General features: G+C 37.5%; 17 protein-coding genes. 3 read left to right on the forward strand and 14 right to left on the reverse strand.

All coding sequences use genetic code 11. From position 1 onward, the window contains the following. Positions 1-5: 5 nt before the first annotated feature. Positions 6-1,403 (forward strand): M949_1556 family lipoprotein, encoded by a 1,398-nt coding sequence (locus BUA76_RS05510; protein WP_072884013.1) that lies wholly within the window; start codon positions 6-8, stop codon positions 1,401-1,403. A gap of 90 nt (positions 1,404-1,493) precedes the next feature. Here BUA76_RS05510 and BUA76_RS05515 read toward each other — a convergent pair whose 3' ends face one another. The 6 genes from BUA76_RS05515 to BUA76_RS05540 all read right to left on the reverse strand — a co-directional run bounded on the left by BUA76_RS05515 (position 1,494) and on the right by BUA76_RS05540 (position 5,995). After that, positions 1,494-2,042 carry an inclusion body family protein gene (locus tag BUA76_RS05515; RefSeq protein WP_072883810.1) on the reverse strand — a complete coding sequence of 183 codons (549 nt, stop codon included), beginning with the start codon at positions 2,040-2,042 and terminating at the stop codon, positions 1,494-1,496. 274 nt (positions 2,043-2,316) lie between these two features. Continuing rightward, the gene (locus BUA76_RS05520; RefSeq protein ID WP_317041287.1) at positions 2,317-2,730 is read right to left on the reverse strand and encodes a DUF6702 family protein; all 414 of its coding nucleotides are present in this window, start codon (positions 2,728-2,730) and stop codon (positions 2,317-2,319) included. Between the two features lie 115 nt (positions 2,731-2,845). Continuing rightward, complete coding sequence (locus tag BUA76_RS05525) at positions 2,846-3,598, reverse strand: LOG family protein (RefSeq protein WP_072883812.1); 753 nt, start codon at positions 3,596-3,598, stop codon at positions 2,846-2,848. 6 nt (positions 3,599-3,604) lie between these two features. Next, positions 3,605-4,318, reverse strand: coding sequence for a nucleotidyltransferase family protein (locus tag BUA76_RS05530; RefSeq protein WP_072883813.1), 714 nt, complete (start codon positions 4,316-4,318; stop codon positions 3,605-3,607). An 81-nt stretch (positions 4,319-4,399) separates the two neighbouring features. Next, positions 4,400-4,807, reverse strand: coding sequence for a RapZ C-terminal domain-containing protein (locus tag BUA76_RS05535; protein ID WP_072883814.1), 408 nt, complete (start codon positions 4,805-4,807; stop codon positions 4,400-4,402). A 174-nt stretch (positions 4,808-4,981) separates the two neighbouring features. Beyond that, positions 4,982-5,995: an aminoglycoside phosphotransferase family protein gene (locus tag BUA76_RS05540; protein WP_072883815.1), complete on the reverse strand. Its 1,014-nt coding sequence runs from the start codon at positions 5,993-5,995 to the stop codon at positions 4,982-4,984. A gap of 48 nt (positions 5,996-6,043) precedes the next feature. Here BUA76_RS05540 and xrtF point away from each other — a divergent pair, with 48 nt between their 5' ends. After that, positions 6,044-6,565 (forward strand): exosortase family protein XrtF, encoded by a 522-nt coding sequence (xrtF, locus tag BUA76_RS05545; protein WP_072883816.1) that lies wholly within the window; start codon positions 6,044-6,046, stop codon positions 6,563-6,565. Continuing rightward, a complete protein-coding gene (locus BUA76_RS05550; RefSeq protein WP_072883817.1) occupies positions 6,562-6,996 on the forward strand; it encodes an exosortase F system-associated membrane protein in 435 nt (144 codons plus the stop codon). Before xrtF ends, BUA76_RS05550 begins: the two co-directional genes overlap by 4 nt. Before the next feature lie 79 nt (positions 6,997-7,075). Here the strand turns inward: BUA76_RS05550 and BUA76_RS05555 are convergent, their stop codons facing one another. The 8 genes from BUA76_RS05555 to BUA76_RS05590 all read right to left on the reverse strand — a co-directional run bounded on the left by BUA76_RS05555 (position 7,076) and on the right by BUA76_RS05590 (position 18,187). After that, on the reverse strand, positions 7,076-8,074 hold the full coding sequence (locus BUA76_RS05555; protein ID WP_072883818.1) for a cation diffusion facilitator family transporter: 999 nt from the start codon (positions 8,072-8,074) through the stop codon (positions 7,076-7,078). Between the two features lie 54 nt (positions 8,075-8,128). Continuing rightward, the gene (locus tag BUA76_RS05560; RefSeq protein ID WP_072883819.1) at positions 8,129-9,121 is read right to left on the reverse strand and encodes an aspartate-semialdehyde dehydrogenase; all 993 of its coding nucleotides are present in this window, start codon (positions 9,119-9,121) and stop codon (positions 8,129-8,131) included. A gap of 32 nt (positions 9,122-9,153) precedes the next feature. Continuing rightward, positions 9,154-9,594: a hypothetical protein gene (locus BUA76_RS05565; protein WP_072883820.1), complete on the reverse strand. Its 441-nt coding sequence runs from the start codon at positions 9,592-9,594 to the stop codon at positions 9,154-9,156. Between the two features lie 86 nt (positions 9,595-9,680). Beyond that, positions 9,681-12,326, reverse strand: coding sequence for a TonB-dependent receptor (locus BUA76_RS05570; protein ID WP_394332939.1), 2,646 nt, complete (start codon positions 12,324-12,326; stop codon positions 9,681-9,683). 231 nt (positions 12,327-12,557) lie between these two features. Then, positions 12,558-13,418, reverse strand: a complete 861-nt coding sequence (nadC, locus tag BUA76_RS05575; protein WP_072883822.1) for a carboxylating nicotinate-nucleotide diphosphorylase — start codon at positions 13,416-13,418, stop codon at positions 12,558-12,560. Positions 13,419-13,515: 97 nt separating this feature from the next. Further along, positions 13,516-15,087, reverse strand: coding sequence for an L-aspartate oxidase (gene nadB / locus BUA76_RS05580; protein ID WP_072883823.1), 1,572 nt, complete (start codon positions 15,085-15,087; stop codon positions 13,516-13,518). A 30-nt stretch (positions 15,088-15,117) separates the two neighbouring features. Further along, the gene (locus BUA76_RS05585; protein ID WP_072883824.1) at positions 15,118-15,744 is read right to left on the reverse strand and encodes an NAD(P)H-dependent oxidoreductase; all 627 of its coding nucleotides are present in this window, start codon (positions 15,742-15,744) and stop codon (positions 15,118-15,120) included. Between the two features lie 184 nt (positions 15,745-15,928). Continuing rightward, the gene (locus tag BUA76_RS05590) at positions 15,929-18,187 is read right to left on the reverse strand and encodes a T9SS type B sorting domain-containing protein (RefSeq protein WP_072883825.1); all 2,259 of its coding nucleotides are present in this window, start codon (positions 18,185-18,187) and stop codon (positions 15,929-15,931) included. Positions 18,188-18,189 lie beyond the last annotated feature (2 nt).

The following is an 18,189-nucleotide window of genomic DNA, read 5'->3' on the forward strand; positions in this document are numbered from 1 at the left end:
CAATTATGAATAATATCACTAATTTTTTAAAAACGGCATTTCTGGCAGTAGGAGTATTGTCTGTTGTGTCCTCTTGCGTGAAGAATGACGAGTGGGAAACACCTCCAATCGAATGTTCAAATAAATTTCCGGAGCCTACTATTGCAATGGCTGACTTCGTTGCTCAAACTCCTTCTTCAGGATATAAATTGATTACTACGGATCAAATTTTCGACGGTTATATCGTTTCATCCGATGAGCAGGGAAATTTCTATAAAACCATTTCCTTTCAGGATAAAACTTCAAACCCTACTGTTGGGCTACAGATTGAAGTAGATAAGTCAAGTAATTTTGCAGATTTCCCGGTGGGAGCACACATCAGAATTAATGCTAAAGGATTACGTCTGGGTACAGACCGAGGCACAATCAAATTAGGTTCTGAAGATCCTGTATATGCAATCGGAAGAGTTCCTCAGGCTCTTGTCGGAAGATATATGTCCGGCGTTTGTAACGGAAACGGACTGGATATCCAGACGATTGTTCCTAAGCAGCTTGCATCGTTGGCTGAAGCTAAAAACCCTGCTTTAATCAATACTTTGGTTACTGTACCGGATGTTCAGTTTAATATTGCTGAAATTTATCCTACTGTGAAAAAATATATCGATTACGATGCGGGAGGCCAGGGATTAGATACCGACAGAAATATTGAGGATAAATTAGGAAACTCTGCGGTGATCAGAAATTCGGGCTTCTTTAAAACCGGAGGAGAGCTTCTTCCTACAGGAAATGGAAATATCACTTTCGTAGTAAGCCGTTATAATTCAACCTGGCAGATGCTTATCAGAAGTATTTCGGATATTAAGTTTACAGGAACAAGAGTAGATGCTACACCGCCAAAAGGAGGTACGGCCATCACTTATTCAGGATCTTTCCTTGAAAATTTTGAAAGTTATCCTACTAATCCTACCAATCTTGAAGTATATCCTAAATATGTAAACGATCCTGTTTTAGGAAACAGATATTGGCAGCTGAAAACCTTCAGTAACAATAAATATATTCAGCTTGGAGCAAATTCAGGTTCAGGACCATATGTCACCTATTTTGCGGTGCCTGTTGATTTTACGGCTGCAAATAATTTGAAGTTTGATGTAAACGTAGGATTCTTCAACGGGAATGCTTTAAAAGTATATTACACGACAAACTATACTCCGCTGGGAGATATTACACAGGCTACCAAAACAGATATTACTTCTGCATTTACAATTCCTGTACTTCCTACAAGCGGATACGGAACTTTAACACCTGCAGGTACTTACAGTTTCCCAGCTACCTTAACGGGTAACGGATTTATTTTATTCGAATATTCCGGAAACGGAAGTGGTGTTACTACTACCATTCAGCTGGATAATATTCAGGTTCAGTAAGATTTATGTTTAAATATTATAAAGACTGTCCAATAAGGACAGTCTTTTTTATTTCAATGATTTTAAATTCATAAAAGGATCAAGTTTGCCTTATTTTACTGTAATCGTTGGATCCCAGTAATAATAACCAAATAATATCTGATTATTACTATTATTTGGATCTAGCTGATAGAGTGCAAATTGTACATAGAAATTCTCAGTTCCGGTATTTCTTACTTTAGAATCGAAGCTTGAGAATGTAATATTGGCAGTATTTGCAGGTAGCCCGTTTGCCGAATTATAATTGGGAACCACAGCCTGTTGTCTCGTTACAGCATCATATACAAATGTGTTAAATACCTGATCGCCGGACCAGTATTTAATATTGTATATAATTACTGCATCATCTGAATTCTGAGATATTGAAGTGCTTCTGAAAGACACTTCATCCCCTGCCTTTGCACTGAAATTTAGATCTGCGGTACCCTGTCCTGAAAGTGCATTTGTGTTTGATACAATCATATGCTGACTGTTGTGATCAATTCCTGTCGGGTTGTTGGGATCCTGACTTGGATTCGGATAATTTGACTTTACATAGTCGGTGTCAATTACTACCAAGACATCAATCTCCTGGCTCGATGAGTTTAATTCTAAGTCCATTGTATTATTTTGTTTTTGGTTTTCCTACTCGTTTGGCTTTTCGGAAACCGCCTCGTTATTTATAGTGGTTTCTGATCTCCACTTTTGGTTGTGTAATATTACATAGCAAATTTATATGTTTGTAAATGAGAATGATAGAGTATAAATGCTGAAATTTTATTTGCGTATTTTTACGCAATAAATCCCTGTATGATGATATTTTAGGATGATTTATATTAAATGAAAATAAAAGCCACCGCATCTGCAGTGGCTATATAATATTATATTTTTAAAATTAAAAGGAAACCTCATTCACTTCTTTCCCCCGCTGGAAATTCATTGTCTTCTGACTGCCTTTGTACGCAATATTCACAAGGTTAATCTGCTTAGGAAAAGCACTGAGGAGTATGGTATTCTTAATTCTTAAGGTATTGATGTCTGAAACGCCTCCCGTTTCAAAATATACCCATACTGTTTCTCCACTTACCTGGCTTCCGGTGAACGTTATTGTTTTAGGAGCGCCATTGACATACACATCAAAATTATTATTTACATATTTTTTTACTTCTGCTTCAAATGCTGCCGTATTAGGGTTTATTTTAATAGCGTCGGAAATATGGTTTGTATTCATTTTCGTGGTGAACTTCAGGGTTTTGCTTCCCTCGATATAGTCCACTTTTGTCATTGAAGAGAAAAAGTCTACATTCATGAAACTCATTAACACAAAAAGTGTTAATATTCCTGATATATAAAAATAATTTTTCATCTTAGATAATCGCTTTACAATCATGATTGTTTATTAAAAGTGACAAATAATATGCCAATTAAAAGTTTACATTAACAGAGTATTTGTCATAAAATGCCTTAATATGTGCTACTGCTTCATCTGCTGTATCTACCACCCGGTAAAGATCCAGATCTGCTTCATTGATCATTTTTTCTTTCAGTAAAGTGGCTTTAAACCAATCCAGCAAGCCGCTCCAGAATTCAGATCCTACTAAAACAATCGGAAATTTTCCGATTTTATTGGTCTGAATTAATGTTAATGCTTCCGTAAGCTCATCCAGGGTACCAAATCCTCCCGGCATTACAACGAAACCCTGTGAATATTTTACGAACATTACTTTTCTTACAAAGAAATAATCGAAGTTCATGGAATATAATCTATTAATGTAAGGATTGAAATGCTGCTCAAAAGGAAGATCGATATTAAGTCCGATTGATTTGCCCTGCGCATTGAAAGCGCCTTTATTTCCGGCTTCCATAATGCCGGGTCCGCCTCCGGTAATGATCCCGAAACCAAGCTTTGTGATTTTTTCTGCAATTTCCACCGCCATTTTATAATATTTGCTCTGCGGTTTTAATCTTGCTGACCCGAAAATAGAAACGCACGGACCAATTTTGGCCAGTTTTTCATAGCCGTCCACAAATTCAGCCATAACTTTAAAGACCATCCAACTATCCTTGGTAATGGTTTCGTCCCATGTTTTCTGTCGCAGACTGTTCTGAAGCTTTACATCATTGCTGTCAAGTTCAGGATTTACCAAACTCTCATCTCTGGTTCCTTCAATTCCCATTTCAACTTATTTAAAATATTTTTCGGCTTGTTTTATTGATTCCGGCTTTCCTACATCAATCAATATGCTGTCATGTACAAATCCATGAATTTGCTCCGTCTGCATAAGGTCAAGATATTCCTCCATCACGGAAAACTTGCCCGTTCTTTTTATTTTGTCAAACATCAGAGGATTAATACAGTGAATTCCGCTGAAAGCTAATGCTTTGAAGCCTTTGTTGAACTCTGCAAGCCTTTGTTCACCGGTCTGTACATTAAGCCAGCCTCTTAAAATCATCTCATCATTGAAAAGCAATTTACGGGAGCTTTCTCTGTCCGAAACGGCTAATGTAGCAAAATCTTTTATCTTTTTATGATATTCTACAAATTCTGTGATATTCATATCAGTAAGAATATCAGCATTCATAATCAAAAAATCTTCTCCATGATCGAGGAATTTTCTAGCAAAAATTAAGCCGCCTCCCGTCTCCAGCAATTCTTCAGATTCATTTGAAATTTCAATTTTACACCCGAAATTGTTATTCCTGTTTAAAAAATCAACGATTTGATTTCCAAAATGATGAATGTTTATGACAAAATCATTTATCCCGAAATTTTTTAAATATTTAATATTTCTTTCCAAAAGCGGAATATCATTCACTTTTGCCAATGCTTTCGGGTGATGTTCGGTAAATGGTTTCAGTCTTGTGCCTTTGCCGGCAGCGAAAATTAACGCTTTCATTGTTTAGAATTGATAAGTGATGAATGATGATTGATATCTATAAAAAAGGGTTAAAATCATTTATAAATTATCGCTTATCATTTATGAATTAAGTTGATGCTGTTCGTCATGGTGAAGGCTTATTTCTACTTTATCACCATATTTTTCCTCAATAAAATGGGCTATTTTTATGGCGGAATATACGGACCTGTGCTGTCCTCCGGTACACCCGAAATTGATCTGAAGGTTCTCAAATCCTCTTTCCAGGTAATTGTCTATGTTGATGGAAATAAGGTTTTTGATAAGATCTAAAAATTTAGGCATATCGGTTTTTGTTTCGAGAAATTCCTGAACACCGATATCATTGCCGGTCTGGATTTTATATTCTTCAATTCTCCCGGGATTCACGATACCGCGGCAGTCGAATGTAAAACCGCCTCCGTTGCCTGTTGTGTCTTTGGGAATTCCACCTTTTTTATAGGAAAAACTGTGTATGTCGATGTGTAGCATTTCTATTTTATTTAATTTATTTAACCATTAAGGTTTTGTTTATTTTTTTTGTCATTCCGTAGGAATCTAAGTTCTACCTTAAAAGATCCTTCGACTGCTTCGCGCTCAGGATGACATCGTCAATTTTCAAATAATTTCAATTAATGTCAATCTGAACTTGTCAAAGGCTATTTTTTATTTTAATAGCCCTTCAATTTTTAACCGGGTTTTCGGCAGGTTGAGCTGTCCTATTACTTTTTTCAGTTCGGGATAATTTTTCATATTCTCCCAACTGTCTGCAAATGTTGTAATATTTTCAATTCCTTTTTCAATACTTGATATGAAATGTGTCTTTCTTTGGATCAAACCTCTGAAGCCATATGCTCCGAGTACCTGTAGAAAACGCATTAATTGAAGTGGTTTTATGGATTTTTTTAAATCCTGTTTTGTAGTTTCGCTCTCAAATTGATGGATGTAAAAATTCAGCATCTCATTTTTAAAGTCTTCCGGAAAATTGGCTTTTGCCTGAAACAAAAATGAGATTACATCATACATGAAAGGTCCTTTCATAGCAGATTGATAATCAATGAATGAAACCTTATTCAGTTTATTCACCATTATATTTCTGGACTGAAAATCGCGGATCATCAAACCTTTGGGTTCAAGACTTTCTATCAATACGGCTATTTTTTTAAACTCTTTCAGCAAAGCAGATTTGTGATATTCCAGTTCGAGAACATCGGCCACAAAATTTTTAAAATAATAAAGATCATGAATGACGGGAAGCTCATCATAGCTTTCGTATTCAAAGGCTTTTTTAAAGTTGATTTTATCCTGCGTGGCTATCTGCAGCTGATAAAGCTTTTCCAAGGACTGCTGAACTAAGTTTTTTACATTTTCAGACAAACCTTCTTTGGTGATGATATCAGAAAGGGTGTTTTCTCCCAGATATTCCTGGATATACATTTTCCGGTCTTCAGAAACAGCAAAAATCGCAGGTGTATTGAGTTTTAGATCCGAAAATATTTTCGAATAATACAGAAAACTTTCATTTTCTGCAATATTTTCATTGTAAGTAATTATAAACTTTTTGTCGGCTTTAGCGAAAAAATTTACTCTCGAGGAGCCACTTTGAGCTAGCATGATAAACTCAGAAGACTTTTTTTCTGTAATATTTTCAAAAAACCGTTTAGCGTTCTCAACATTCATAAGCAAAACAAATATAGTAAATTACAGCTTAATTTCTATCTTTGTTACATGTTAAAGGATTTTAAACCGGTGCTAAACATTTTGTTGCGCTTCGTCATTGTGTACGTGGTGTTGCTCCTTGCTTACCAGTATTACCTGAATAGTTTCCGCTATCAAGGTCTTGATCCTTTCTCGCGTCTCATTACGGAACAGGTAAAAGATGTTCAGAATTATCTAGGGTATCCTACTCAGCTTTATGATGATATAAAGGGAGAGCAGGTTTATTTTTATGTAAAAAATTTTTATCCTACCCGAATGGTGGAAGGATGCAATGCAATATCAGTCATGATTCTTTTTACAGCATTTATCTTTGCTTTCTATAAAGGTTTTAAAACTTTTGTTTTCATGCTGGCAGGACTGATGGTGCTTTACATAATGAACCTGTTCCGGATTGTAGCTCTGAATATTGTAATGACTGATTACAAGCAGTACGGTAAAGCCTTTCATGATTTTGTTTTCCCGGCGGTTATTTACGGAACTGTTGTCCTCCTCTGGCTGGTCTGGATAAAATTCTTTGCTTTAAAAAAATGAAAATTCTTAGCTGGTTTGTCGTTATTTTAGGTGTTTTCGGTCTTATCGCCGTACGGGTTTTGGAGGACAGGCTTTTTTATGACCCTTTCCTTGATTATTTTCGCGAAGTCAATAAAAACCAGCATTTTCCTGATTTTGAATGGGGGAAGCTGATAGCCGGTAATCTGTTCAGGTTTTTTCTAAATCTTTTCTTCTCCTGTTTAATTATTCATTTCTGGTTCAATAATAAACGGTGGACTATACAGGGAGCTTTTTTAATGGTCATTGTTTTTGCCATTACTTTTCCAATTTATCTCTATTGTATTTCTGATCGGTTTGAGTCGGGTTATCTCTTTTCTTTCTATATGAGAAGGTTTGTGATCCAGCCTTTGATTTTATTACTCATTATTCCTTTGTTTTATTATCGAAAAAGGGTAATGGAGCAGAGATAGAAGTATAACTAATTTAAATTCTTACTAGAAATACAGTCTTCGACAAACCAAGAATTGTGATGATTGATAATTACAAATATCATTCTGCCGTATGCTTATCAACGCAGGTTACATTTTCCGGAGTCCAGGTTACTCTTTTTACAAAATCCCGTTCTCGAACGGGGCAGTCGGCAATCTGGCAAATAGGGCATGAGATAGGCTTACAGTCGTCCATATGAAAATTAAACTCCACGCTTCTTTTGGTATTTTTTGCCAGAAGAATAATCATTTTTTCCATTTCATTGTGCGCATCGCGAAGGCTGTAATACCAGGGTAATGTAATATGGGCGTCGATGTGGAGATTGGCACCAAACTGCTGGATTTTCATGTTGTGAACATCGATCCATTCCGTGCGGCGGTTTTCTTCCAGAACTTTAATAATCTGATTCAGAAGATCTGGATCCTGCTCGTCCATAATCCCGCTTAGCGATTTACGAATAATTTTATAGCCTATAATGATGATGTAAAAACCGAAGAATAGTGCAACAACGGAATCCAGCCAATAAATTTTGGTAAAATAGACCACAATCAAACTAACCACTACACCCAATGTGGTAATGGTATCGGATTGAAGATGTTTTCCGGATGAAATAAGAACATGTGAATTTTCGTGCTTGCCTTTTTTAATGGAAATATATCCTAAAAGATAATTGATGATTGCGGTCGCGGCGATAATGGCAATTCCCCAGTCGAGTTTTTGAAGGACTTTTCCAACAATCAAGCTATTGATTCCCTCATAAATGATCATAATACCTGCGATGGCGATCAGGGCGCCCTCGATTCCTGATGTTACAAACTCTACTTTTCCATGTCCGTAGGGATGGTCTTCGTCCTTAGGTTTCGCTGCTAAATATAAAGAATACAGTCCCATAAATGCACTGATAACATTGACAATGCTTTCCATGGCGTCGGAAAATACGGCATCTGAACTGGTGAGCTTCCAGGCTATGATTTTCGCTATAAAAAGAATGACTCCAAAAGCGGCAATAAGCTTCTGAAAGGCCAATTTATCTTTATTATTACTTTTCTGAATGTTCATAGGTTTGATAAAAAAAAGAATCTCAATTCTGAGACTCTTTTTATGTTTGTTAGTTTATACTAAGTTGTTGGCTGCAAGATATTCTGCGATCTGTACTGCGTTGGTTGCAGCGCCTTTCCGCAGATTGTCTGCCACAATCCAGAGATTCAGGGTCTTGGGTTGTGAGAGATCCCGTCTTATCCTTCCTACAAAAACTTCATCTTTTCCTTCGGAATAAAGAGGCATCGGATATTCGTTGTTTTTCACGTTGTCCACCACTACAACACCCGGAGTTTCGGATAAGATTTTTCTTACTTCATCAAGGTCAAACTCATTTTCAAACTCAATGTTCACACTTTCCGAGTGGCCTCCCTGAACGGGAACACGTACTGCGGTTGCTGTAAGGTTAAAAGTATCGTCCCCTAAAATTTTCTTAGGTTCCTTCATCAGCTTAATCTCTTCTTTGGTATAATCATCATCTGCAAAAACGTCGCAGTGAGGAAGAGCATTTTTGAAGATCTGATAAGGATATACTTTGGCAATGGTTTCATCTCCGCTGATCTCGGAATTCAGCTGGTCTACAGCTGCTTTACCGGTACCTGTTACAGACTGGTAGGTAGAAACGATTACTCTTTTCAGATCATATTTTTTATTTAACGGTCCTAAAACCATCACCAGCTGAATGGTAGAACAGTTTGGGTTGGCAATGATTTTATCTTCTTTTGTCAATACATCTGCATTGATTTCCGGAACGACAAGCTTTTTATCAGGATCCATTCTCCATGCGGAAGAGTTGTCGATCACGGTTGTTCCTGCTTCGGCAAAAAGCGGCGCAAACTCGAGTGATGTAGAACCTCCGGCGGAAAAAATGGCAATATCAGGTTTGGCAGCTATAGCGTCTTTCATGCTTACAATCGTAAATTCTTCCTGTTTATACTTCACCTTCTTACCAACAGATTTTTCGGATGCTACCGGGATTAATTCTGTGACAGGGAAGTTTCTCTCCTCGAGAACTTTAAGCATAACTTGTCCAACCATTCCTGTTGAACCTACTACAGCTACTTTCATTGATTTGTTTAAAAATTATTTATGTTAATATATTATGCCCCGAAGACTCTTGTCCACGGGAACGCGAATGCAAATAAACCTACCGCGATCAGTCCCATAATCACCACTCCTAAAGAGATGGTAGGGTTGGCTTTTACTTTTTTGTTGACGATCGTCATTAAAACGGCCGCAATCAGCATAGAAAACGGATGTTCTACATATTGGAACCTTGCGTAAGAATCACTCATTAAGGTTCCTGAATCCAGAGCTGCTTTAAAGCCTGGTGAAAAAATTAACAGCAAGCAAATTCCCACTAAAAACTGAACGTGAAAGAAAATCATCGTGAAAAGTGTTGTTTTCTTCAAGAATTTGTTCACTTTACCGCTGAAACCAAACATAACCGTTAAAAGGGCAACGGTAAATAAAGCGACTAAAACTAATTCTAAATACCCGAAGCCTTTGTGGGCGCTAAGGAAAATTTTGTAAAAATCCATATCCTAATTTTTTCTTTTTTAAAGTACACAAATATAACAAAAATCCCGGCGAAAAGCCGGGATTGATATTGAGAAAATCTAATTTATTAAAATGTGAAAGTTACATTAGCAGCCCATGTTCTTCCGAATCCGAAATAAACTGTATTTTGCTGGCTAACACCATTCCACTGCCCTGCATTAACATAAGAGTTGTACGCAGCATCAGAAGTAAAGTTTCTTCTTGATTGATTTGCGTGTACGTTTGATGTTGATTCAGAGATATATGTTGTATCAAACAAATTGTAAACATTTGCACCAATTGTGAAGCTTTGCCCACCTTTTATATTGAATCTATAAGAAGCTCCAAGATCAAACAAATGGTAATCAGGCAATTCTAGAGCACCAAATTCTGTAGCTGGAGCTGTATAAGTTGCATTGTTTCTGGAATTGTCAAAATCATTTACGTTGAAACCAGCATATAGTTTGTCATAATATCTCCAGTTAGCAAAGATTCTTAATCCTTCTATTGGCTTTACAATCGCTACTAATGAAGTAGTAAATTGTGCAGCATCACCAACTTTTACACCATCTAAAGCAAGTGTTGATACATTAGATCCTGAAGATAAGTTAATTGGGTTGTTGTTTTCATCATATGCTGTACTTGTTGCATCTTTAGTGTATTTCCAATCTCCTATTGATACAGCACCTTCCAATTCTAAAAATTTACCAACTTTATAGAATCCTTCAAATTCGATACCTGAGTGAACTTCAGTAATACCATTTACTTCAGCGTATGCATTTAAGAAAGAGTTATTCGTCGCAGGGTTGTTATCTGGGTCAATGGTTAAACCTGTTCTTCTTTGGAATCTGTCTGCCCAAGATGTTCTGTATAAATTAACGTTTGCTTTAAAGTCTGAAGATCTGAAACCATATCCTAATTCTGCAGAAAATATTTTCTCATTAGTTAAGTTTGGATTTAGAACTTGCTGATTGTTTGGATATACTGCCGTTAAGAAAGGTTGTCTTGAATAATAACCGACATTAGCAAATACGTTATGCATTTCATCGATATTATAGTTAACACCTCCTTTTGCATTATATCCTAAAATATTTTTAAATCCTGTTTTTCTTTGAACAACTTCTCCCGTTACAGCATTTGGCTGTCTGGTTACTCCGTCAACTACCCAGTTATCAATTCTTTGGAATCCTTGATTAGAGGCAGACCCCTGAATAAATGCTGAGATTTTGTCCTTTGAATATTCAACCTGACCAAATACTCCGTACCATAATACTTCTCCATCATAATTTCTACTTGCGATCTGAGAGTCATCTTTGATTGCTTTTACAAATGGATTTGCAGAAGGCTTTGCTTTGTAGGCTTCTGTAACAGTGTAATATGGTTGTTGGTTTAGGTTCTGATTTTCTCTATATTCTCTATTTCCTAAGAAATCTGTAATTACACCAGGATGGTAACCGTAATAGTATCTACCGTCAAAACCAGCCGAGAAATTCCAGTTTTCATTAATTTTATGCTGGAAATTAGTTAATATTCCGTACCAGTTATGAGAATTCACGTGCGCTCTTCTTACAATACCGTTATTTCTTGTAGCAATTCCAGGAGTTGCATTGGCAGGAGCAGCTGTACCGGCATTATTAGTGAAGTCAGCAATTACAGCACCTTGATTCCATCTTACGATATCATCCCATCTCATTTGACCGTCTGCGGTTTTTGCTACGTTGAAAATAGATTTACCGTTGATGCTTCCCAAGAAACCGGTTCCTCCACCTCTACCAAAAGAAGCATATCCAACTGTTGATAATTTTGATTTTTCAGAAATTTTCCAATCCCAATTCAATGACATGATTGGCTTGGAATAATAATTAGTATTTGTTGAGAATTCTTCTCCATTTAATAGTCCCCAATTGGAGTTGTATCTTCTATTTGGATCTGCAGCTTTTTTACCATCTAATAATCCATCACCCATATCTAAGAAAGTCGCAATGGAATTTGTGAAGTTTTGATTATGCCACTGAGGAGCTCCTGTGAAGGTAAACTGGAAATCATGTTTTTCGTTTGGTTGGTAGCCTAAAGCAAAATAGTAGTTGTATGCCTCAAATTCCGAACCTTCAAAATACATTGATCCTGCAGTTCTACCTAATAGAAAAGATGTTGACCATCCTTTTGCTGACTTGCCAGTGTTATATGCAAATGAAGTTTTTAAATATCCATCATTACCTAAACCTACGGTTACATTTCCCTGTCTTTTCATATCTGCAGCTCTTGTAATGTAGTTCATTGTTCCTCCAACAGAAGCAATGGCTAATTTAGAAGATCCAAGCCCTCTCTGCATTTGGATTGCAGAAGTTACATCTGAAAGACCAGCCCAGTTAGACCAATAAACGGCTCCGTTTTCCATATCGTTAACAGGAATACCGTTAATCATCACTGCGATATTTGAATTACCAAAACCTCTTACTCTGATAGAAGCGTCTCCGAAACCTCCACCTCCCTTTGTAACGTATACAGAAGGGGTTGTGTTTAAGATTTCAGGAAGTTCCTGGTTTCCTAATCTTTCAGCAATCTGTGCGGCTTTGATTGTTGAAACTGCAACAGGAGTCTTTCTATCTTTAGCGATATCGGCAACACCTGTTAATACTACCTCCTCAATGTCTTTGGATTTTGATGCCGTATCCTGAACCTGTTGAGCGTAATAAACACTAGCTGTAGATAAGGTAATTATCGCAGTTAGCATTGATTTGTTGATTAATTTCATAATCGTTAGTAATAGTTAGATTTAAATTTTCTGCAAAATTCGGGAAATAAATTTTAACTAATATTAACTTTATGTTAATTTTTACTCAATCTTAATAAGCTCTATATTTCTGATTTACAATGTATTGAATAATAATCGAATTTTCACATGAAAAAAATCACATTATTGAATTTTTAACAAAAGGCTGTGGTTTTTATTAAAAATTCAACTTTATTTTACGGCTTTAAGGCTAAGATCCATATTCTCGGCGGAGTGTGTCAGAGCTCCTGCGGATATGTAGGTAACCCCGGTAGAAGCTATCTCTTTCAGTTGGTCACGGGTAATTCCGCCTGATGCTTCGGTTTCGCATGAGCCATTGATCATCTTCACTGCCTCCTTCATCATTTTAACATCCATATTGTCAAGCATGATTCTGTCAACTTTCGCATTGATTGCTTCACGAACTTCTTCAAGGTTTCTGGTCTCAACTTCAATTTTGAGTTTTTTCTTATTTTTTTTGATATAATCTTTTGCCATTTTTACAGCATTGGTAATGCTTCCGTTATAATCAATATGGTTATCCTTCAGCATGATCATATCATAAAGGCCATAGCGGTGATTGGTTCCGCCGCCTATTGCGACCGCCCATTTCTCACAAATCCTGAAATTAGGAGTTGTTTTTCTGGTATCAAGAAGTTTTGTTTTAGTGCCGACAAGACGGGTATCCCAGTCATGTGTAAGGGTAGCAATCCCGCTCATTCTCTGCATGCAGTTTAATACCAGCCTTTCCGTTGAAAGAATAGATCTTGCACTTCCTGTTACGATGAAAGCGACATCACCAATTTTAACGGCATCGCCATCTTTCACAAAAGTCTCAATTTTTAAATTTTTATCAAAAATTTTAAAGATAATTTTTGCCAGTTCTACTCCTGCAATAATGCAATCCTGTTTTACCAGAAGTTTGGCGCTTTGTTCGAGGTCTTTAGGAATAGTAGAAAGGGTAGAGTGGTCTCCGTCCTGGATATCTTCTTCCAAAGCATTTTTTATGAATTGTTTTAAGGCTTTATCAGTAACGTATGGTGGTTTTTTCATATTTCATATTTTATTAATAAAGCAAGATCTTTTTCCAAATGAAAGATCATGATTTATAAAAAGTAAAAAATTTATTTTTCTTAATAATTTTAAAATATTAAGCCAGGTCCTTATTATAAAACGCCCCTTTATTCTCTTTCATTTCCATAGATTGGGTGATGATGAGGTGGGCCACGGTCGTTAAATTTCTTAGTTCTGAAAGCTGTGGAGATAAAATAGAATAGTGATAAATTTCATCTACGGCAGCGGCAATTTCCTGATGTTTTTGAAGTGCCATATTCAGACGGCGGTTGCTGCGTACAATTCCTACAAGATCGCTCATCATTTCCTGAAGCTGTTTTCGGAGATAAGAAACGATCACCATTTCATCCATGATTTTCATTCCTTCTTCATTCCATTCCGGAACAGCCTTGAGGTCATCGAAATTAAAATGGTTTTCATTTAAAAGATCAACCGTTTTAATGGCTGCGTTATGCCCGAATACCAATCCTTCAAGCAATGAATTGGATGCTAGCCTGTTTGCCCCGTGAAGTCCCGAATTGGTGCATTCTCCTACCGCAAAAAGATTTCTTATAGAAGATTGTCCGTCCTTGTCCACTTCAATTCCTCCCATGAGGTAATGGCAGGCAGGAACTACTGGAATAAGCTGTGTAAAGGGGTCAATTCCTTCATCTTTACATTTTTTGTAGATGTTCGGGAAGTGCTCAAGAAATTTTTCATGATTCATTTTACGACAGTCCAGTCCTACATATTCGTCTCCGGTAATTTTCATCTCGGCGTCAATAGCTCTTGCGACAATATCCCTGGAAGCCAGCTCTTCACGCTCATCATATTTGTGCATGAACTTTTCTCCTCTTTTTGTTCTTAATTTTGCTCCGTCTCCACGCACAGCTTCGGAAATCAGGAACAGCATTCCATCAATCTTGCTGTATAAAGCAGTAGGATGAAACTGGTAATACTGCATATTGGAAACCTTTCCTTTTGCTCTGGCTACGAAGGCAATTCCGTCTCCTGTAGCGATGGTGGGATTGGTGGTGTTTTTATAAACATGTCCGGCTCCTCCTGTGGCTACCAAGGTTATTTTTGAGGTGATTTTTTTAATTTTTTTAGATTTTTCGTCTAAAATATAAGCGCCATAGCAGTGGATGTCACCTTCGTTCAGTTCTTTTCCGGGAACATGGTGTTGAGTAATAATGTCAATGACATAATGATGGTCAAGGATTTCAATATTTTCGCTTTTATTGGCTGTTTCCAACAGAGCTCTTTCAATCTCAAAACCTGTAATGTCTTTATGGTGTACAATTCGGTTTTCCGTGTGGCCGCCTTCTCTTCCTAGAGCAAATTCTCCGTTTTTCATATCGAAGTTGGCGCCCCATTCCACAATTTCATTGAATCTTGCAGGAGCTTCCGTTACCACCATTTTTACAACATCGCGTTTGTTTTCACCGTCTCCGGCACGCATGGTATCTTCAATATGCTTGTCGAAATTATCATTTTTAGAATCCGTTACTACGGCAAGTCCGCCCTGTGCATATTTGGTATTGCTTTCGTCCTCATCGGATTTTGTTACAATAATTATTTTGGCATCAGGAAGTTGCTCAGAAACTTTAATAGCATAGGAAAGCCCCGAAATCCCGGAACCGATTACTAGTACATCCGCTTTTATCATATCCTTAGTTTAAGACAATCGTCTAAATAATTAAATAAATTTAAACAATTTTTCGTTTGGTTTTCTTACTTTTTTCATGTGCTGGAAATGATCTTCTTCCGAACGGTAGCCTAAAGCGAGGGTAACGGTTACCTTTTCCGATTCCGGGTTTATTTCTAAAATTTCCTCAATAAGATCCTGGCGGAAGCCTTCCATGGGGCAAGTGTCTATGCTTTCAATAGCTGCAGCATACATGAGGTTTGCCAATACAATGTAAGACTGCTTTTCTGCCCAGTTGAAAATTTCATCGTGAGTTTTTTGATTAATATGCTGATTGATGCTTTTTCGGAAGAGATCCAGTTTTTCTTCCGGAGTTTCCCTCACTTCCGAAATGTGTCTGAAATATCCGTTGACGTAGCTTTCGTCTAATGTCTTTTTGGAAATAATAACCATCAGATGTGAGCATGTGGAAATCTGTGAAGGATTGTAAAATGCCGGAATTAGTTTTTCCTTCATCTCTTTACTTTCCACAACAAGAATTTTATAAGGCTGAAGTCCCAGAGAGCTTGCAGATAATTTTCCTGATTCCAGAATATTATGCAGTATTTCCCGGGGAATAATTTCGTTGTTAAATTTTTTCACAGAATATCTTCTGCTTAAAGCTTCCAAATAATTCATATCACAAATTTAAGGATTGAAGGTGAATTAATTGGATTTAATATAAAATATATCGTTTTAAATTGTAATTAATCAATCTATTTTAGATGAAACCTTCAAGGTTCAAAACCTTGAAGGTTTGCCCAGAAAAACAACTTCCGGCGGCCTGAAAGGCCGCCGGAAGTTTTAAAATAAGGTTGATAATTTAATCCCTGTTTTTTACAAGAACCCATCCTGAGTAGGTGACAGGTGTATTTTTCTTGTCATTTTCATTCCAGGAAACGGAATACCAATAGCTTCCCGTGGAAACTTTTCTTCCTCCCATGGTTCCGTCCCATCGGTATTGGTTGGTTTTATCTGCTTTATGGATCAATGCTCCGTATCGGTCAAAAACATTGAATAGGAGATTCTGTTTTCCTGAAAGAGCAGAATAGTCAATAACGTCATTGATGCCGTCTCCATTCGGTGTTATTACATTGATGATATTTGGAACTACAATATTGATTTCAATAGGATTGCAGTCGTATGCATCTTTTACATATATATGGTTGTCACCTCTAGGTATATTGTTGAATTCATTAGAATCCTGCCATTTAATTCCGTCTGTAGAATACTGATACGGTGCGGTTCCGCCCGTAACATATACTGTAACGGTCGTGTTTGAAATATCAACATTTGAGATAACAGGCTGGTCAGATGCATAGACTTTTACGGTCTGGGTTACCTCACAGTCTCCTGTCTTTAGTTTTACCCAATAGGTACCCACCCCAATATTTGAAATTGTTTGGGTTGTTGCACCTGTACTCCATTGATATGATGTGAATCCGGGGCCTGCATCAAGAGTTGTTGTGTCCTCCATGCAAATAATCTTGTCTTCAAGAGTGTTTGAGAAAACCTGGGGAATAACGATAAGATTAACCTTGGCGATGGCATAGCAGCCATTTCCATTAATAACTTTGATGTAAATCACTCCGTTCGGAGAGATATAAGAATTAAATGTTAAAATTGAATTGGTTCCGTTCTGAGCATCAGTTAAAGATGGATAATATTCTTTCACAACTCCGTTTTGAGTTGTCACAGGGGCTGTTGTAAGATTAAATAATCCTGTTGCAGGATTGCTTTCAATAGCACACGCTCTTAAAGTAGCTTCCTGAACTTCCACTACAGGATATAACGCTAATGTAATCTGAGCTACATCAGTACATCCTTGCGGAGTAGTGACCTGAGCATAAATAGTAGCTGCGGGAGAAAGAAAAGCAGAAGAATTGGTAATCGGGTTGATATGATTATTAAGGTCATACATTGTATTATAAAATACAGCGGTACTTCCCGGAACAGATGATAGCGTTGCTGATGTAAGATCAAACACTGCTCCTCCTGCGTTATTGTTGTTGCATCCGGTAAGCGTTACATCGTTCGCGGCAAAAGGGCTTGGTGTGAGCACAATGGTTCCGTCGCCGTTGTCGCACAGTGTGGAGGAAGGGTCTTTCACTACCACGGTAATCGTAGTTGTACCGGCAGAATATTGATAATCAGCAGGATTGGTAATTGGCGTTCCCCCTGGTCCGAAATAAGAGAATGTATAATTGGCCGGATTTGTTACAAACTGGTTCTGGAATGAAGTTAGATCCACAGTTCCGTTTCCTGTTGCTGGATTTACGCATACAAAAGGATTGATTGTATTCGTCAAGATCGGAACTTTGTCAATATAGATTTTTGCATTTTTAATGGAATGCCTTGCGCTCGCACCGCCGGTTGCAGCAGAGAACCCGAAATAGCCTGTCGTCATGCCTACGGCTCCTCCGGAAGGGGCAAAAGACTGGTCAACAATCAGTACGCCATCTATTCTTATTTTGATAAGCCAGTTGGCAGGATTGGCCGGGTCTGTTTCTCCATTTACCTCCACATGTTTATAAGTTGATCCCACAAAAGGCTGTGTAGGATTAAGATCTGGTGAATGAAAAGTGCTTCCTGCGGTATTGTTGTATTCGATATTGTTATTTAAGCCATTATTGGTTCCGTACAGAACATGGATTTTACTCATCTGACCTTCTGTAGAATTATTAAAAATATCAAATCCTACCATAAGCCCGCTCGCATTAGCAGGGATTCCGAGGCCTCCTCCCGAAACAAATCCTGTGGGAGGATTAGCCAGGTACCAAAAAGTAAATCCGTCACCTCTTCCATATTGTGCAGTTCCGTTTCCGTCTATCCTGAAATCAAATTCAACTTTCCATTTGTCGCAATATTTCAGGTTGATTGGATCCTGAAGCTTTATCGCTCCATATTGATTTCCGATATCCTGGGTGAGTTGTATGAAATCCGTATTGATAGATGCGCTGGAAACCAGGTCCCACCCGGAAGTATTTACAGGATTACCCGTAAGTTGATAGGTCTGCGCTGAAATTTTGCCGGAAAGGCAGATTAAAATCAGGAAAAAATAAGAAAGCAGATTGTTTTTCATGA

Source organism: Chryseobacterium takakiae (genome assembly GCF_900129385.1).
Lineage (GTDB): Bacteria > Bacteroidota > Bacteroidia > Flavobacteriales > Weeksellaceae > Chryseobacterium > Chryseobacterium takakiae.

Bases quoted from the DNA above. Each gene is read 5' to 3' on its own strand.
- nadC (WP_072883822.1), bottom strand. From the start codon at position 13,418: ATGAAAAAACCACCATACGTTACTGATAAAGCCTTAAAACAATTCATA.
- BUA76_RS05570 (WP_394332939.1), bottom strand. From the start codon at position 12,326: ATGCTAACTGCGATAATTACCTTATCTACAGCTAGTGTTTATTACGCT.
- BUA76_RS05515 (WP_072883810.1), bottom strand. From the start codon at position 2,042: ATGGACTTAGAATTAAACTCATCGAGCCAGGAGATTGATGTCTTGGTA.
- BUA76_RS05530 (WP_072883813.1), bottom strand. From the start codon at position 4,318: ATGAAAGCGTTAATTTTCGCTGCCGGCAAAGGCACAAGACTGAAACCA.
- BUA76_RS05555 (WP_072883818.1), bottom strand. From the start codon at position 8,074: ATGAACATTCAGAAAAGTAATAATAAAGATAAATTGGCCTTTCAGAAG.
- BUA76_RS05560 (WP_072883819.1), bottom strand. From the start codon at position 9,121: ATGAAAGTAGCTGTAGTAGGTTCAACAGGAATGGTTGGACAAGTTATG.
- BUA76_RS05540 (WP_072883815.1), bottom strand. From the start codon at position 5,995: ATGAATGTTGAGAACGCTAAACGGTTTTTTGAAAATATTACAGAAAAA.
- BUA76_RS05525 (WP_072883812.1), bottom strand. From the start codon at position 3,598: ATGGGAATTGAAGGAACCAGAGATGAGAGTTTGGTAAATCCTGAACTT.
- BUA76_RS05590 (WP_072883825.1), bottom strand. From the start codon at position 18,187: ATGAAAAACAATCTGCTTTCTTATTTTTTCCTGATTTTAATCTGCCTT.
- BUA76_RS05535 (WP_072883814.1), bottom strand. From the start codon at position 4,807: ATGCTACACATCGACATACACAGTTTTTCCTATAAAAAAGGTGGAATT.
- BUA76_RS05520 (WP_317041287.1), bottom strand. From the start codon at position 2,730: ATGAATGTAGACTTTTTCTCTTCAATGACAAAAGTGGACTATATCGAG.
- BUA76_RS05585 (WP_072883824.1), bottom strand. From the start codon at position 15,744: ATGAATTATTTGGAAGCTTTAAGCAGAAGATATTCTGTGAAAAAATTT.
- xrtF (WP_072883816.1), top strand. From the start codon at position 6,044: ATGTTAAAGGATTTTAAACCGGTGCTAAACATTTTGTTGCGCTTCGTC.
- BUA76_RS05550 (WP_072883817.1), top strand. From the start codon at position 6,562: ATGAAAATTCTTAGCTGGTTTGTCGTTATTTTAGGTGTTTTCGGTCTT.
- nadB (WP_072883823.1), bottom strand. From the start codon at position 15,087: ATGATAAAAGCGGATGTACTAGTAATCGGTTCCGGGATTTCGGGGCTT.
- BUA76_RS05565 (WP_072883820.1), bottom strand. From the start codon at position 9,594: ATGGATTTTTACAAAATTTTCCTTAGCGCCCACAAAGGCTTCGGGTAT.
- BUA76_RS05510 (WP_072884013.1), top strand. From the start codon at position 6: ATGAATAATATCACTAATTTTTTAAAAACGGCATTTCTGGCAGTAGGA.